General features: G+C 61.4%; 12 protein-coding genes. 4 read left to right on the forward strand and 8 right to left on the reverse strand.

The features are described 5' to 3' along the window. Window positions 1–13: 13 nt before the first annotated feature. Genes C5O79_RS37160 through C5O79_RS37170 form a run of 3 tightly spaced genes read left to right on the forward strand, consistent with a single transcriptional unit; the run spans window position 14 to window position 2,335 of the window. The gene (locus C5O79_RS37160) at window positions 14–988 is read left to right on the forward strand and encodes an ABC transporter permease (RefSeq protein ID WP_046547863.1); all 975 of its coding nucleotides are present in this window, start codon (window positions 14–16) and stop codon (window positions 986–988) included. Window positions 989–1,033: 45 nt separating this feature from the next. Next, the gene (locus C5O79_RS37165) at window positions 1,034–1,942 is read left to right on the forward strand and encodes an ABC transporter ATP-binding protein (RefSeq protein ID WP_046547862.1); all 909 of its coding nucleotides are present in this window, start codon (window positions 1,034–1,036) and stop codon (window positions 1,940–1,942) included. Between the two features lie 21 nt (window positions 1,943–1,963). Next, window positions 1,964–2,335: a hypothetical protein gene (locus C5O79_RS37170; protein ID WP_174924257.1), complete on the forward strand. Its 372-nt coding sequence runs from the start codon at window positions 1,964–1,966 to the stop codon at window positions 2,333–2,335. A 143-nt stretch (window positions 2,336–2,478) separates the two neighbouring features. Here the strand turns inward: C5O79_RS37170 and C5O79_RS37175 are convergent, their stop codons facing one another. From C5O79_RS37175 to C5O79_RS37190, 4 genes are all read right to left on the reverse strand, one after another. Beyond that, entirely contained in the window at window positions 2,479–3,816 is a 1,338-nt protein-coding gene (locus tag C5O79_RS37175) for an MFS transporter (protein WP_046547854.1), read from the reverse strand. A 66-nt stretch (window positions 3,817–3,882) separates the two neighbouring features. Beyond that, on the reverse strand, window positions 3,883–5,085 hold the full coding sequence (tcuB, locus tag C5O79_RS37180; RefSeq protein WP_122475866.1) for a tricarballylate utilization 4Fe-4S protein TcuB: 1,203 nt from the start codon (window positions 5,083–5,085) through the stop codon (window positions 3,883–3,885). Next, window positions 5,072–6,478, reverse strand: coding sequence for an FAD-dependent tricarballylate dehydrogenase TcuA (tcuA, locus tag C5O79_RS37185; RefSeq protein ID WP_122475864.1), 1,407 nt, complete (start codon window positions 6,476–6,478; stop codon window positions 5,072–5,074). Before tcuA ends, tcuB begins: the two co-directional genes overlap by 14 nt. Before the next feature lie 74 nt (window positions 6,479–6,552). Further along, window positions 6,553–7,494, reverse strand: coding sequence for a LysR substrate-binding domain-containing protein (locus tag C5O79_RS37190; RefSeq protein WP_046547852.1), 942 nt, complete (start codon window positions 7,492–7,494; stop codon window positions 6,553–6,555). A gap of 244 nt (window positions 7,495–7,738) precedes the next feature. On the opposite strand from C5O79_RS37190, the gene C5O79_RS37195 reads away from it, so the two are divergent. Next, window positions 7,739–8,335: a plasmid pRiA4b ORF-3 family protein gene (locus tag C5O79_RS37195; RefSeq protein WP_046547851.1), complete on the forward strand. Its 597-nt coding sequence runs from the start codon at window positions 7,739–7,741 to the stop codon at window positions 8,333–8,335. Between the two features lie 260 nt (window positions 8,336–8,595). On the opposite strand, the gene C5O79_RS37200 is transcribed toward C5O79_RS37195, so the two are convergent. The 4 genes from C5O79_RS37200 to C5O79_RS38900 form a co-directional block, all read right to left on the reverse strand. After that, complete coding sequence (locus C5O79_RS37200; protein ID WP_131932285.1) at window positions 8,596–13,590, reverse strand: RHS repeat-associated core domain-containing protein; 4,995 nt, start codon at window positions 13,588–13,590, stop codon at window positions 8,596–8,598. Further along, window positions 13,587–14,771, reverse strand: a complete 1,185-nt coding sequence (locus C5O79_RS37205) for a hypothetical protein (RefSeq protein WP_165935661.1) — start codon at window positions 14,769–14,771, stop codon at window positions 13,587–13,589. The genes C5O79_RS37200 and C5O79_RS37205 overlap by 4 nt, the downstream gene beginning before the upstream one ends. Before the next feature lie 131 nt (window positions 14,772–14,902). Continuing rightward, window positions 14,903–15,598 (reverse strand): hypothetical protein, encoded by a 696-nt coding sequence (locus C5O79_RS37210; protein ID WP_131932287.1) that lies wholly within the window; start codon window positions 15,596–15,598, stop codon window positions 14,903–14,905. Beyond that, window positions 15,582–16,682, reverse strand: a complete 1,101-nt coding sequence (locus C5O79_RS38900; protein ID WP_276321217.1) for a phage baseplate assembly protein V — start codon at window positions 16,680–16,682, stop codon at window positions 15,582–15,584. The genes C5O79_RS37210 and C5O79_RS38900 overlap by 17 nt, the downstream gene beginning before the upstream one ends. Between the last annotated feature and the right edge of the window lie 20 nt (window positions 16,683–16,702).

Genomic DNA, 16,702 nt, shown 5'->3' on the forward strand with positions numbered 1-16,702 from the left:
TACGGAGTTTGACATGCCAATGACCCGCAACACGACCGGATGGCTCGCCGTGCGCCGCGAGCTGACGACCCGCGGAAAATGGACGCTCGGCGTGGCGTCCTTCCTGCTGCCGTTCGCCGTCTGGTGCCTGATCAGTTACGTGCCGTTCATCTGGCATCCGCAAATGCGCATCACGAATCCGGGCAGCGTCGACTACTTCCAGACCGGCATGCAGATCGATCGCGACGTGTTCGACGACGAACTCGCGCATGCGCGAGCGACCCACGCGGCCGTGCCCGAAGGCGTGCGTGCGAACCCGGTCTACCTGCCCGCGCCGCACCAGGTGCTGCGCGCGTTCTACACCGCGTTCACGACCCCGCCGGCATCCCGCGACGGTGTCTGGCTGCACGAGAGCCTGTGGCACAGCATCCGGATCATTTTCTGGGGCTTCGTGATCTCGTCCGCGATCGGTGTGCCGCTCGGCATCGTCTGCGGCACCTTCAGCGCGCTCGCGCGGCTCCAGGAGCCGTTCCTGGAGTTCTTCCGCTACCTGCCCGCACCGGCGTTCGGCGCGCTGATGGTCGCGATCCTCGGCATCTACGATGCGCCGAAGGTCGCGATCATCGTGATCGGGACGCTGTTCCAGCAGGTACTGATCATCGCGAACACGACGCGCAAGCTCGAATACGGGCTGTTCGAGGCCGCGATGACACTCGGCACGAAGAAGCTGAAGCTGCTCACGCACGTCGTGATCCCCGGCGTGCTGCCGGACCTGTATCGCGACCAGCGCATCCTGCTCGGCTGGGCGTGGACCTACCTGATCGTCGCCGAACTCGTCGGCACGAGCTCGGGCATCACGTGGTACATCAGCCAGCAGGCACGCTACCAGCATTTCGACAACGTATATGCGGCGATCCTGATGATCGGGATCATCGGCCTCGGCACCGACATCGTGCTCGGGCTGCTCGGCCGCCGGCTGTTTCCGTGGGACCGCACGCTGAAAGCGTGACGCCCGTTGACGCCCATCCATCGACCGAATTCCGCAGAGGCCATCATGCAGAACCCGCAAGCCGTTCCCGATTACCTGATGCAGTCCGACGCGGTGCGCGAGCGCTTCGCGCGCCTGAAAGCACGCGACGTGATACTCGACGTGCGTCATGTCGGCAAGCGTTTCGCGACGCCGCAGGGCGAGTGCACCGCACTCGACGACATCAGTTTCCGTACGTACCGGCGCGAGTTCGTGTGCGTGATCGGCCCGTCCGGCTGCGGCAAGTCGACCCTGATCCGCATCCTGGCCGGGCTCGACGCACAGACGAGCGGCGAGGTGCTGCTCGACGGCAAGCCCGTGGAGGGGCCGGGCGCCGATCGCGGAATGGTGTTCCAGGGCTATACGCTGTTTCCATGGCTCACCGTGAAGAAGAACGTGATGTTCGGCCTGCGGATGAACGGCAGCAGCAGCGGCCAGGCCGAGCGTGAAGCGCTGCAGTGGCTCGATCTGGTCGGGCTGACGCGTTTCGCGGATGTCTATCCGCATCAGTTGTCGGGCGGGATGAAGCAGCGCGTGGCGATTGCCCGCGCGCTCGCGAACCGTCCACGCATCCTGCTGATGGACGAGCCGTTCGGCGCGCTCGACGCGCAGACGCGGGCGCGGATGCAGACGCACCTGCTCGACATCTGGCGCAACATCGACGTCACGATCCTGTTCATCACGCATGATCTCGACGAGGCGATCTTTCTGGCGGACCGCATTCTCGTGCTGAAGGCGAACCCGGGGGCGGTGCAGGAGCTGATCGAGGTGCCCGTGCCAAGGCCGCGCGACTATTCGCAGGTCAATACGCCCGAGTTCGTCGCGACGAAGGCGCGGCTCGAGGCGCTGATCCATCCGAAGGAGGCGGTGGCCATCGACGACGGTGTGAGGCCGCACATGGTCCGCATGACGGATGTGTCGGACAACGTCGAGTAAGTGGTGAAGAAGGGCGGTCGAATGGTTGCGACGGATCTAGCCGCGGGCGATCGCCAGCGCCTGATCGGCGAACACGCGCAGACGCTGCGCGTCGGCAAGCCGGTTGCACCGAGGAACGGTGACGAAGAGCACGACACCTCGGCATTTCACTGGTTGCAGGCGCATGCGTATGCGAACGGTGTACTCGTCAACAATCTGGCGCTCGCGTGGGGCGAAGCGCCGCTGCGCAGCCACCGCAAGCACGGCAAGTGTGTGCTGGTCGCGCTGGAGACGGAAGAGGGTATCCATCGAAGCTGGAACGGCTTCAACGGTGTCTGTCATCCGGCGCAGAATCCGTCCGTGACGCTGGTGCGGTTCCTGACGCCGGACGAGGTCGCTGCCTATCTGGCTTGAGGCGTGGGCCTCTTCGGAATTCGCACGACCGAGGCGGCTCGACGCTGGATTGCGCCCGGTCGGGCGGTCAACATGCCGGCAGTCAAAAACACGACATCTGTAAATAGCCAAAACACGGCATTGGGATAGGGCTGCTACGCGATTCAATAATGAATCTTGGTACTTGCGGGACCGTGTTGCGAATGCTCCGCCGCACCTCCTCGCCGATATAGCGACAGGGTCGCAAGCAGCCCGCAGCATGCGGCGAAACTGAGCCAGTATCCCGGGGCCGCCTTGTCGCCGGTCACTTCGATCAGATACGTCGACACCGCGGGCGTGAAGCCGCCAAAGACCGCGGTCGCCAGGCTGAACGCGAGCGAGAAGCCGGCCACACGAACGCTGGCGGGCATGATTTCGGTGAGCGCCGCAACCATCGCGCCGTTGTACATGCCGAAGAAGAATGAAAGCCACAGCAGCACGGCAAGCATGCGGCCGAAGCTGGGCGCAGAAGAAAGCCACGCAAGCGCGGGATATGACGTCACGATGGCCGTGATTGCGATAGCAATGAGAATCGGCTTGCGTCCGATGCGGTCCGAGAGCGCACCTCCGACCGGCAGCCAGAAAAAATTCGACACGCCCACGCACAACGTAACGATCAGACTGTCCGCCGTGGACAGCTTCAGTACCGCCTTGCCGAAGGTCGGCGTATAGACAGTGATGAGGTAAAAGGTGGTCGTGGTCATGGCCACGAGCAGCATGCCGGCAAAAACCGTGCGCCAATTTTGCAGCATCGTCGAGAATACTTCGCGCGCACGCGGATGATGGGTGCGCGCCTTGAATTCGTCGGTTTCCTGCAGCGTTCGACGAAGCAGGAAAATGACCGGAACGATCGCGCAGCCGATGAAGAACGGGATGCGCCAGCCCCAAGCCCCGATCTCCTGGCTCGTCAGCAGATGATTCAGCAGATAGCCCAGGGCCGCCGCGATGACGATGGCGACCTGCTGGCTTGCCGACTGCCAGCTTGTATAGAAGCCCTTGTGTCCGGGCGTGGCCATTTCCGCGAGATAGACCGACACGCCGCCCAACTCGGCACCCGCGGAGAAGCCCTGCAGCAGGCGTCCCAGCAGCACCAGCGCCGGGGCGGCGAGCCCGATCGTCGCGTACCCCGGCACGCACGCGATCAGGATCGTGCCGCTCGCCATGATCGAGAGCGTCACGATCAGGCCTTTGCGTCTTCCCACTTCGTCGATGTATGCGCCGAGCACGATCGCGCCGAGCGGGCGCATCAGGAAACCGGCGCCGAAGACGGCAAACGTCAGCAGCAGCGACGCGAACTCGCTTGCCGCCGGAAAGAAGACCCGCGAGATGCTGGTCGCATAGAAGCCGAACAGGAAAAAATCGAACTGCTCGAGAAAATTGCCGCTGGTCACGCGCAGGACCGCGCCGAACTTCGACGTGCCTGCGGCCGTGCCGCCCGGCGCGGTTGACGGTGAGGGATGCATGGGGTGTCTCCGTTGGATGTATTGTGCGAAGCGGCCCGGAAGCCGGACTGTTTCGTAGGGCCCGATTCAGTCCGAGCCGAGCTGAAGGCGGTCGGCCTGGCGCTTTTCGATCGACGACTTGAGCAGCGCCGCGCAGCGGAAGATTCCATGGGCGAATTTTCCGTACGGCAACGTGGCGAACAGCGCCATCACGATGCCGAGATGAACGGCGAGCAGCGTCGCCATCGCGCTGCTGTCGCGCCACGCGAGCAGTGCCAGCCCCGACGCGCTTACGAGCATCAGCAGCGCAATGAAGCCGCGGTCCATCGGCCGTTGTGCCGGATCGGTCCGCGCGGGGTCGCGGCGCAGGTTGAGCCACAAGAGGCCGGCGGCCCCGATCAGCAGACCGATTCCGCCGGCGGTGCCGAGCAGCACGGGCAGGCTCAGGAGCGCGTACGGCGCGTGCAGGTCCAGCGCGTAGTGATAGAAGGTCGCCACGAGCGTGGCGGCAAAGCACAGCATGAAGCCGTAGAACGTGAAGTGGTGAAACCGGCGCCGCGCGAGCGTGAACGCATCGTCCGCCTCGTTGCAGCCGTCGCCGTGGCCGCCGTCGAGATAGGTCAGCGCGAGCGCGTGTTTCGCCGCCTCGGCGACCGCGGGCATGCTTGCCGTGCCCGACGACACGTCGCGCCAGAAACGCGTCACGCCCACCCCGAGCGCGAGAACGGCGAGGCCGAACACCGCGCCGAACATCGCGGCGAGCAGGTTGTGCGGAAAGACCGCATAGAAACGGCCGCCCGACGGGCCATGCAGCAGCGAGCCGTGCATCGCGACGCCGAGCATCAGGAACAGCGCCAGTCCGATCGCCAGCGCGAGGGCGACGGTCAGGCCATTGCGACGGTAGAGCTTGCCCATCGCGGCGGGCCACGCATACTCGGCATAGGTATCGACGCGGACCTGCGCCATCGCCTTCGGCACGTTCACCGCGAATTCGTGCGGCGGCGCATATTGGCATGCGTGATAGCACGCGCCGCAGTTGTGGCACAGGTTGGCCAGGTAGTTGACGTCCGCCTTTGCGAACTCGAGCCGGCGCGTCATCGCAGGAAAGACCGCGCAAAAGCCTTCGCAGTAGCGGCACGCATTGCAGATCTGCATCTGGCGCGCGACTTCCGCTTCGTGGTCGGTGACGGGCACGATGCGAATCACGGCGGCGCCGCTCGCGCGTTTCGACGGCCGGTCGACGGGCGCGAGCGCGTGAGCGTCGCGAAGGTGTTCTTCAATATTGTGCACGTTGAACTCCGCTCGTTTGCGCGGCCTTCGCCGCCTCGGTGCCCGCGATACGGCCGAACGCGGTGCCGATCGACATCCCGACACCCGCCGTGTAACCCTTGCCGAGCACGTTGCCGGCCATCATCTCTCCGGCAACGAACAGGTTGCCGCTGGGCCGTCCGTCGAAGTGGACCTGCGCGCGCTCGTTGACCTTGAGCCCGAGATACGTAAACGTGATGCCGGGACGCAGCGCGTAGCCGAAGAAGGGCGGTGTATCGATCGGGCGCGCCCAGTGGGTTTTCGCGGGAAGGATGCCTTCGGTGCGGCAGTCGTCGAGCGTCGTGTGATCGAACGTGCCTGCCCGGCATGCGGCGTTGTACGCGCGCAGCGTCTCGACGAACGCACGTTCGGGCAGGTTCAGCCGGCTCGCGAGTTCCGGCAGCGAATCGGCGCGGGCGCCTGGAAATACCGGCGGCATGAAGCGTCCGACGGCCTTTGCGTCGATGATCGAGTAGGCGGTCTGCCCCGGCTGCTGCGCGACGAGGCGGCCCCAGATCGCATAACGCTTCGGCCAGAAGTCTTCGCCTTCATCGTAGAAGCGCTGCGCATCGCGGTTGACGACGACACCGAGCGATACGCAATCGATCCGCGTGCAGATGCCGCCGTCATAGAGCGGCGCGCGTGCGTCGATCGCGACGCAATGCGACTGCGACGGGTCGCCGATCGCATCCGCGCCGGCCTCGAGCATGGTCTTGAGCAGGACGCCCTGGTTGAACCGCGTGCCGCGGATGAGGAAATTGTCGGCGGGCCACTCGCCACGCTCGTTTTGCCCCCACGCTTCACGCAGCCATTCGCGGTTGGATTCGAAGCCGCCCGCCGCCAGCACGCAACTGCGCGCCTCGAAGCGCCGGCTCCCGCTACGCGCGGCGACGAAACGTTCGCCGTCGAGCTCGATGGCGTCAACGGGCGTGTCGTAGCGAATCTGTACGCCGAGCGCTTCGGCGCTGCGGTAATACGCGTTCACGAGCGCTTTGCCGCCGCCCATGAAGAATGCATTGGTCCGCGCCACGTGCAGTGCGCCGGACAACGGCGGCTGAAAGCGCACGCCATGTGCGCGCATCCACGAGCGACAGTTCGCCGACGCGCGAATCGCGAGCCGGGCCAGCGCCTCATTCGTGATGCCGCCCGTGACCTTCAGCAGGTCCTGCCAGTACTCTTCTTCCGGATAGGCGCCGACCAGCACGTCCTGCGGGCCATCGTGCATGCAACGCAGGTTGCGGGTGTGCTGGGAGTTTCCGCCGCGCCACTCGCGCGGTGCCGCTTCGAGCAGCAGCACCGAGGCGCCGGCTTCGCGCGCCATCAATGCGGCGCACAGCGCCGCGTTGCCTCCGCCGATTACGAGAACATCGACCATCTGAGTTGTCTCCTTTGAGACGCACTCTACGGATTGGTCTCGCTTGCCGCCATCAGCGCAGCGGCAACACGTCTTCAGTTTTTGTGAAGAGGCGGCTCGCGCAGCGTGGCGCCGGGCCACCCGCCAGCTGCGACGATCTCGCGCGCCACGTCGGCGAGGACGACCCGCGCGGCGAGCCCGGCGGGCGACAACTCGTCGTCGGAGACGCTCGCGATCAGGTTCGGCCTCGTCGCCTGGGCGTCCGCGACCGGGACGCTCGCGAGCGCGGCGTTTTCCAGCCGCGCGAGCGCCGCACCCGGTTGAATGGTCGCGCCGAGTCCGCCGCGCACCGCATCCATCAGCATCGCGAGGCCGTCGACTTCGACGGCAATGTGCGGGGTGAAGCCGGTGCGGGCGAATGCGACATCCAGCAATGCGCGCAGGCCATGCGGGCCGCTCGGCAGGATCAGCGGCAGGGCGCCGAGGTTTGCCAGATGGACCTGCGGCCCGGCGGGCATGCCCGGCAGGCCGGGGGCGCCGATCACGAACAGATGCTCGTCGAGCAACGGCATCACGCTCCAGCGCTGTGCAGGTTCTTCACGAAACAGGATCGCCAGGTCGATTTGCCGCGCACTCAGCATCGCGCCGAGATAGCCCGACAGGCTCTCGACCATGCGCAACCGGACGTCCGGATAGCGCTGTCGCATCGCCTGCATGAACGCGAGTCCGAGTACGCCGGTCGTACTGGGCGCAAGCCCGACGCTCACGTGTCCCGACAGGCGCGCCTGACGAGCGGCAAGCGCCGCATCGTCGACGTGGCGCAACGCGAGTTGCGCCTGTCTCCAGAATGCAAGGCCGGCGTCCGTCGGAACGACGCCCGTGGAGGTGCGTTGCAGCAGGCGCGTGGACAACTCGCTCTCGAGCCGGCTGATCTGCTGGCTCAGTGCGGACGTCACCACGCCCAGTTCCAGCGCGGCCTTGCCCATGCTGCCGTGTTCCACGACGCAGACGAAATAGCGCAGTTGCCTGAGTTCCATCGACACCTCGAGTTGATTCAGCAGCGCTATTGTCGCAGTCGACGAGGGACGGGTGCGGCGGATGGTGGCTGCCGATCATGTCGGCTCAGCAGGACGGACGGGACTGTCGAGGTGGCTGATCTTTATTGTTTTGCGTAGTTAAAACGGATTAATAGATCATCGCAAATCAAGCAGATCCTGATGGATCAGCGTAGGGCGATAATAATCAACACGTATGTGCAGATTCCAGATCTCCGGAGATCAAATGCCGAAATCGTTCCAGCGCCTGACGCTCAATGCGGCACTTCAACACATTGATCCGCCGATCTGGCGTCGGATCGAAGTCGAAGGAACCGAATCTCTGCGCAAGTTGCATCATATTCTGCAGGCAGCTTTCGGGTGGGAAGACTCCCATCTGCACGACTTCCTGATCGACGGCATGACCTACGCCATGTTCGAGGTCGATGACGTGATGGACTTCGCTGACCCCGGCACGACTGCCGACGACCGGAAGATTCGTCTGCAGACGGTCCTGAAGCCAGGTTCGCGCTTCATTTATCGATACGACTTCGGGGACGGCTGGAATCACAACGTCGTGGTCGAGAAGATGGAAACGGTCGAGAGCGAACCGTGGGGAGAAGCCCAAGTCATTGACGGCGCTCGTGCTTGCCCGCCGGAGGACGTGGGCGGCCCAAGGGGCTATGAGGCGTTCCTGGATACGTTATCCCGCGATCCGGACAGTGAACAGGCAGCGCGTTACCGAAACTGGATCGGCCCCGGTTTCGATGCGGAACTGTTCGATCTGCGTGCAGCCAATGCAGCGCTGTTACGCATGGCTTCCAACCGCTGGGGCAACCGATAACACACTGAGTCGAGACTCCAATCGGCATGAAGGCCGGGCCGCCCGACGCGAAATTTTTATTTAGCGGAAACGCGACATCTGAACTTGTGGTCTACGTCAGGTATGTTGATAATTCACGTTATGTCAAATTGAGAAATGTAAATGATCCTTCCCTGGGGCGTCTATCCTTCGAAGCGCTTCTGTGATCTTTTGACGACCGCACCGACTCGATTGGTTCATCCGATACGGACTCATGCGATCACCACGACAGACTTGCATCGTCATGTTGTTTTTTTCAGAAATTTTCTAACGACGGTCTTCAGTTGTTCCTCCTTTACCTCCCATTTCTTTGCGGCCGCTTTAAGTGTGCTGTCGTCCGGCATTTTTTTCTTCTGTTTTTCTTCATCTGTTCGTCCCGCGAGAGCCTCGAGGGCGGCTCCCTCCCGTTGAGCCCAGCCTTTCAGTGCGGGCTTTCGGAGATCCCACTTCTTTGCGACATTCCCTAGCCCGGCAAGCACCTTCGACTTGTCCGGTATTCCGTTGCTGTCGAGAGTTCCTGCAAAGAGATCATTGATGGCCTCTTCCTTGGCGTTATCGTCGATGATCCCCCGTGGCAAGGCATTTTTCTTGTTCTTGCTGAGTTCATTTATTTTTATCTTGCTGGGATGCGGATCGTCTTTATGAAAAACGCTCTTTTGTCCTTTCACCGAAATGGCGGGAGTGCTGGGATGATCAGGGTCAAATTTTTCCTTGCCGGGGGGAATGCGTTTATAGATGGCTTGCAGGCACCCCTCACACACAGGCAGCGTCGGTGCGAAATAGGCACATCCTGCGATGTCCTGTTGTGCGTCCGCCCAACGCAGCGCTCGTTGCTCCGCGTGGTGGTCGGTGGTCTCTGGGTCCTTGTAGTTGACGACTCGGTAAAAGGACTCAGGAGCAGGAATATTCTCCGTATCGGTGACGATAACATGCCCCTTGGAGATGTTTTCCAATTTGCTGAAAACACTTTGATCTAGTCCTTTTTGTAATTCTGGCCATTCCTGGCTCGCAGCAATGCCAATATGGTATGAGCCGTCTTTCTTTCTGAAAATAAACGGCAGTAACGTCACGTTTCTTTTGTCATATTCGCCGAGGGCATCGTAAAGGTCTACGCTCATCTTGTCTGCTTCTTTGCGTGCCTTGTCAAATTCGGGGCGCTCACTTTGGGGGACGTTGATGAGATCTTTCGGGAAAAATGCACCCGGACGTATCGGGTATCGGGGAAACAATTTTCCAGTTGATATATATTGGCCGTGTTCGTCTTTTTCAACGATAACCGGTTCATCTTCGACGTGGTGCCCTTCTGGGCCTTCGGCAGCCTTGCCAGCAGGCGGATCGCATGACAATCCAAGCACATCGACCTGGACAAGAGGGTTTGCACTATAGGCGTAGACATTCACACCACCCGATTGACCGATCGGGTCGGATTGCAGGTACCGCCGCAAGACGGGACTGTAGGTGCGGAACCGGTTGTAATGCAGTCCCGTCGCCTGATCGTATTGGTGGCCAGCAAACCTCAAGTCGTAGGTGATCGTATTGCCGGGCCGTACTTCGATCTGGCCATATGGATCGATGCTTTGCGCGTACCACACGACCTCGCCGTTGTCGCTCTCTATCCATTCAGGCATACCTACCTGATTTGCAATCACGAAATACTCGGTTCCTTCTTCTGGATTTGAATCAATCGACTCATAGTCGATGAACATGAACGGCAAAATCGCAGAATCATCTCCATAAATATAGAGGCGCACAGGCCCATCGGGTTGAATTTCCGCCGCCAGACGATCATTGTCCCAATAGTAAAACGTACAAACCTCTCCGCAATCTTGATAGATTCGCCTGCAAAGTCCGTCATAGTCTGCTGTCCACGTGTCAGCTCGGTTGCTCCACTCGACACGTGTCAGCAAATCCATGCTGTTGTATGAGTAGATTGTGTGAGTGCCGCTTTCATCGACTTGCCCCGAAAGGTGATTTCGGTTGTTGTAGTGAAATCGTGTTGCCGACGCAGCAGCCAGACGGTTCCCCTCGTTATAACGGATCGATTCGTATTCCGGTGTCGAGATCAGATTTCCCGCCTGATCGTAGGCGAACCGTCGTGCCGGCCACCCCGCTCGCTCCTCGCGAATGAGTCGATGTGCCGCATCGTACTGGTATTCAATCACGTCTCCCGACGTGCTTGTGACGGTGAGTAACTCGCCGGTCGGACTGTATGCGTAATGTGTCGCTTCCATGGCCGCATGAGCCTTGCCACGCCACACCATACGGCCTTCACACTTGCCATTGGTGTCGAAACGACGCAGAACATTTGTACCATTTCCTAACTGCACGAGCACATGGAAATCAGATGAACGGGTGATCCGGTGCGTGCTGCCTGTCTGAGTTCGAATCACGGTTTCGCCAGCACCATCCGACTCGTAGGAGACGGAAAAGCGTTCAAACCAGACGGTACTCAAGCGCTTCGTTTTCTCGTACTGATGCTCGACGCCGAACCCGTCGCGTTTGTCGGAAACAATTCGACCGAACGCGTCCCACTTCAGGGTGACCTCGAATCGATCAGTGGATGCGTTTGTAAAATTTCCCTGGGTATCGTGTTGGTAGTAATGCGTTTCTCCGCTTCTCAACAGCCGTTTGCTCGGTAATCCGTTTTCGCCGAACTCGAAGCGTAACAGCCACTCGCCAGTTGCATCGCACTTCTCAACGAGCCGATCTCCGCCGTCGTATTTGTAGGTTTCGCGTATGTCGTGATGACGCGTAACGCGAACGAGTCGTCCTCGTAAATCATGTTCATATCGGCTTTCGTTGCCGGCGGGGTCAATGACCGCTGAAATATTGGCCTTGTTCGAATAGCGGTACCGGGTGATATGGCCGAGCGGATCAGTGGCGCTTTCGTACAGATTCCATGACGTTATGTTGTAGCGATATTCGCTGCCGCCCTGATCGCGCTTCCGAACGACGTTGCCGACGGCATCGCGCTCCAGATGGTCTGTGCCTCCTGTCGCCCTCTCGCGAATCACCATTCGCCCGGCAGCGTCGTGCTCCTCACGGGAGCGCATCGGATTGGATGCTGTCGCGCTGAACAGTAACGTGGCATACCGTTCGATGCTGACCGGCAAGAGCAACGTCGCAGGCAGCCGGTGAGGTTCAACTGCCCCCCACTGCTGATCGAGCGATGTGGCAGGTAGCATGTGCTCTTTGGGACTCTGCCTCACCGGTACCTGCGAACTGGGGGGCCAGCAGTTACCCCAGCGATCGATGCGGCCTATACAGCGACCAAGATTGTCGTAGACCCATCTTAGTTCGCGACCAACGGCATCGACCTCGATCAGAATGCGTCCGTCTGCACCAGTCACTCGATCCACCGCGTGACTATAGGGATCCAGGATACGGATTACCGTTTGCGAATTGTCGTACTGAAACGTCCAGATTCCACCGTCCGCGTGCGTGGCAACGGTACGCCCTGGTTGATAATCGAAGGTGACGCGCCATAAGCCGTCTTGAGCTGCCGTCTCGACACAGCGATCTTCAGCATCGTATCGGTAGATAAAGGAAAAGCCGTTGCGATCTGTTTCGCGAACCATCCTTCGCCGGTTGTCATACTCGTAAGACATCACCGCATCAAGCGGATCCGTAGACGCAGACAGGCATCCATGGGAATCGTATGCATACCGTGCGATGCATCGACGGATGCCATCGGTACCTGTCATCATGACCTGTACGATGTGGCCTTGATTGTCGTACACGAAACGAAGTAGACGCCATGCCTGCCCGTCTTCATTGGCTAGTGAAATGCTGCTCAATACACCCGTTACGTCATATCGGAATTCGCTCCTCACACTGCCCTTGGCATGGCCGACCAGTCGAACTAGCGAGCCTGTTGCTTGATGGCGTTCGAAGTCGAAGATACCGGCCGTTTCATGCCATATCGTGAATCTGCGGTCATCCCGCTGCGTCAGCCTGTAGCCTCCAAACGCGCCAGAGTAGTGTCCACCTTGGTTTCTCGGAAACTGATATTCCCTATTCAGTGAATCTACATAGACGGCCCGCGTGCGAAATAGGCGCAACTCGTGTTGAAAGTTATGACGGAAGCCGTAGCCAATTGCGCCGTCCTGGTCGCGCCAAGCACTGCAGTAGAAACGCCCCCAGCTGAATCCGGGGTGGGTGGACTCATGAAAGTCGACGAACTCGTTCTCCGCCGTGCCTCTAACGACGTCAACAGGATGCCCGTTCCGGCACGGCGCAGCCGCCTTTTGTCGGGTTGCCACCCGAGTTTTGACTTTCTTCGCGATCCCGTGCTTGGCGCCGTGCCACATCATCTGCGAGTCCGGTAGCGGAAACCCGCCGATCAGCACTGTTGGATCGCCGGCGAGCAGCGTGCCCATACTCGGCTCGATCCCCGGATCCTTTCCCATTAGATTGCTGAGCATCATGAACGCGAGATCAGCAGCCGTCTGCGCGGCCATCATCGCGGCCGCCGCAATCTCCCCTTGTGAGGCGTCATCGGCAGCAGTCGCCGCCCCTGACGCCGGCCCGACCGCCGCATTACCCGCCCGCCACGCCTTCCCGGCCCTCCCCAAGGCTTTTGCCCGACCAGACACCTGAGCAGCCTCGCTCGCCACCTCCCCGCCTTTCTCCGCAGCGCTCGCCGCTTCGCCACCCGAGTGCCCGACATGCCCCATCGGATTGCAATGCCGCGTCATGTCGATTCCCATGCGCGCAGCACGCATCCCGCCGATGAACGTATTACTCGAGCCAGTCTGAATGTCGAAGTACGGCGTTATCCCGCCGCACGTCGGTGCAATACCGATATCCAGCACGCGTGCCGCAGGAATACCCCCGATCAGCACGCTCAAACATCCACTGCCCATGGTTGCCCCGACGCTCGGCAACGGAAAGCCGCTGCTCGGCGGATGACTATGCGCATGCGGCGTACCGAGATGCGGAACACCGATGGTGGCCGCCGGCATCCCCGGCATCTTGTCGAGCAGCGGGATCTGCGCAATGCCGGTGTTGAGTAACTGCGACGGCATGCCCTGCAACGACGCGAGCGAGTTCACGGCTTCGCTGACGTGGTGAAGCGTGCCGCCTTCCGACGAGAAGGTCTCCTTGAACGGATCGAACGTCGACTTGACCGTGCCGAGCAGTGAGTCGCATGCGGTGTCGACCTTCGACTCCGACGGCGTTGAATGGCTCTCCGCAGGCGCCGATGCGCGCGTCAGCCGGGTTTCAAATTCACTCATTGGCGAGCCCGTTCGTACCCGGCCATCGCATCGTGTACCGTCGGCGCGACCATTCCACGGAGGCGAGTCATGTAAAGCGGATCCTTCTCCAGTTCATACGCCCTCGCCTCGGTTTTCAGGCCGGCGTTCCCATAGAGCGAAACGAGTCGATCGAGGAGGGAAATGCGCTGTCGTTCGCAGGCGAACCTTTCGCACAATCCCTTCGCGGCAATCCAGCTTTTCGCGGCTTCCGCCGCCTGGCCACATGCCAGCAGCGCGACACCGCCCTTCTCCATCGCCTCGATCTTCGTGTGCACGAGCATCAGCCTGCCGGCGGCACCGCTCGCGAGATCGAAATAAGTCGCCGCCTTCGCATGCTCGCCGAGCGTGTTGCAACAGCTACCCGTTGCCATCAGCGCATTCAGCACGACCAGCAGGTTCCGGCCATCGAGCGCAGCCGGCAGCGCGCGCACATACCAGTCCTTCGCATCGCGCGGCGACCCGTGGCGCAACGCCACATCGCCGAGGCCGTGCAATGCCACTGCGCAGCCCGTCGCATCCTTGCGCTCAGCGTGGAAGGAAAAGAGCGCGTAGTACTTGCGCTGCGCTTCGGGCAATCTGCCATGCGCAAGATCGATCCCGGCAATCTGCAGCAAGGCCCCCATGCGCTGCTCGATCGGATACACCGCATCGTTTGCGATGTCGACCAGGTGGCGGGTCGCTTTTTCAGACGAGAAATCTACCGGCAAGATCAGCACGTGCTCGGCCTTCTTCTCGCGCGCGAGCGGAATCAGGCACGGGTGCTTCCGGTCGTCGCGGATGCAGAACCGATGTCCTTCCATCCATTCTTCAAAGCCGTTCAGCGCCAGGCATTGCAGCACCAGCTTCGCAAAGCCGCCGAAATCGCCCATCGGCGACGGCAACCATGCCCATACGACCTTGGTGCCTTCCGCCATCAGCGTGCGAACGTGCATGACGGCATCGCGGAACCGTGCCGTCGGCGCGCGCCTCGGGTCGGTGCAGGTCAGCGGCAACGGTGGCCAGCCTGATTCGCCACGTTCGATACGTGCGCTGCTCGCTTCGTCGATCTGACGTGCAAGTGCTTCCATGCATGTCTGCAGATACGCGTCGGCAGAGTCGCAAGGAAACGGAAAATTCAGGAAAACCGCATCGCCGAGTCGCTCGTCGAGCGACTGCATCATCTTGAGAACCGGCACGAGGTCGTTGTCGGTTGCCTCGATCAACAGCGTGGGGTCATCGGGCTGATCGATGAACGCTTCGAGCGACGATTCGATGGCGGAGAATTCACGATGCATGACGTCGGGCCGCCTTCTCAGTTCAGGCGAACGTACCGGCTGCGCACGACGGTGTCCGCTTCGGTCCGGATATCGACACCGCCTCGCCCGCCCTCCAGTTCGAGCGTTTGCGCGCTCAGCCGCAGCTTGCCGGAAACCTCGATATTGACGTTCCGGTTCAGCAACGTCACGACAGGCCCGTCAGGCGATGCCCGCACCTGCAGCAACGGGCAGCCCGACGCATCCGCGATCTGCACGCACTTGTCGGTTTCAAGCGAAAGTGCCATCGCAGGTTCGACCGTCGGTTCGACGGGTTCACCGTGCCCTTTTCGCGTCAACAGCCCGGCGATCAGGTACTCGGGCCAGTTCGCCGGCGATTGCAGCAACACGCGATCGCCGATGCGGGGCTTCACGCCGTCGACACAATCGAGCCAGCGTTCGTGTGTGGCGTCGTCCGGCAACGTCCACTTCACGCGAATGAGCCCCATCGCGTCGGGATGGTGCGTATCGGTTACTTCGCCGATCACCGTCGACGATTCGCGACTGTCGGCAGGCGGCGTGCGATCCAGCGTCGCATCGTTGGCGAACAACCGACGCAACGCCTCGACCGTTTCCGCTTCGAGCGCTTCGTCGACCGTCATCTGATCCGATTCGTTTCCCATCAAATGTCTCCTATGCTTCGAATGCAATTGCGTGACCGGCAGGCACCCGTCGAAATCAATTGATGTGGGCAATCGTCCCCTGGATCGTCACGCCCGATCCGTCGAGCGTGATCGAGCCACCGCCGGTTGCCAGAACGATCTTCGTCGCATCGATATTGACGACGCAACTGCCCTGTCCGTTATTGATGTTCACGGTCGGGGCTTGAAGATTCGCAGTGGTTTTTCCAGCGAGATTGAGGTCGTTCTCACCATAGATCGAGACACCTTCAACATAGCCGACGATGCCTACGCCCTTGTTGTATCCGGCTATGGCGACGCCACCGCCATATCCCGTCACCCCAACGCCGATCTCGCTGCCTTCACCGATAACCGAAACCCCGACGTTCTCCTTGTTGATCGACACGCCGCTCTGACCGGCACCCATGTCGATATACTTCCCGGCCGCCAATGAAGCGACTTGGGCCACGTCGACGGAATGGCTTCCTGTATTGACCTTCGTCGCATACGACCCGGTACCGACGACATGCGTGCTGTTCCCCTCGACGAAGACGTCGTGCGTGCCGGCGATCACCGCCAGGTTGTGATTCCCCTTGGTCACGGTATGCGAACTGTTGCCATCGACTGACACGCTGCGATTCCCCGTCACCCCATGAGTCTCGTTCGCCCCGATCTGCGCGACCCGGTTCTGCCCGATATTGACTGTCTCGTTCTGCCCCACACTCCGTTGCCGGTTGTTCTTCACCTGCATCGTTTCGTCGTTCCCGACCGTATGCGTATGGTTGTTCCCGACGGACAGCGAATGATCGAGCTCCGTCTCCGCATCGAAATTCCGCTCGGCATGCATCCACAGTTGCTCGGCGCCCTTCTTGTCCTCGAACCGGAACGCATTGGCGTGGTCGGTCGTCCCACCCGGCGACGACCGCGACAACAGCCCGCTCTGCGTCGCACTGCCCGGCAGCCCCCACGGCGGCATCTTCTCGCCGTTGAAAACACGTCCGGTGACGATCGGTTCATCAGGGTCGCCATTAAGAAAATCGACCACCACCTCGTCGCCCACCCGCGGAATCTGCACGCCCCCGCCCCCGCCCCCCGCCCCGGGGCGCGCCCCCCCCCCCCACCCCCCCCCACCCAGCGACCGCGACCCCAACCGCCACACCCCCCACGCCCACGAGCCGC

The organism is Burkholderia sp. SRS-25 (genome assembly GCF_004343765.1).
Lineage (GTDB): Bacteria > Pseudomonadota > Gammaproteobacteria > Burkholderiales > Burkholderiaceae > Burkholderia > Burkholderia contaminans.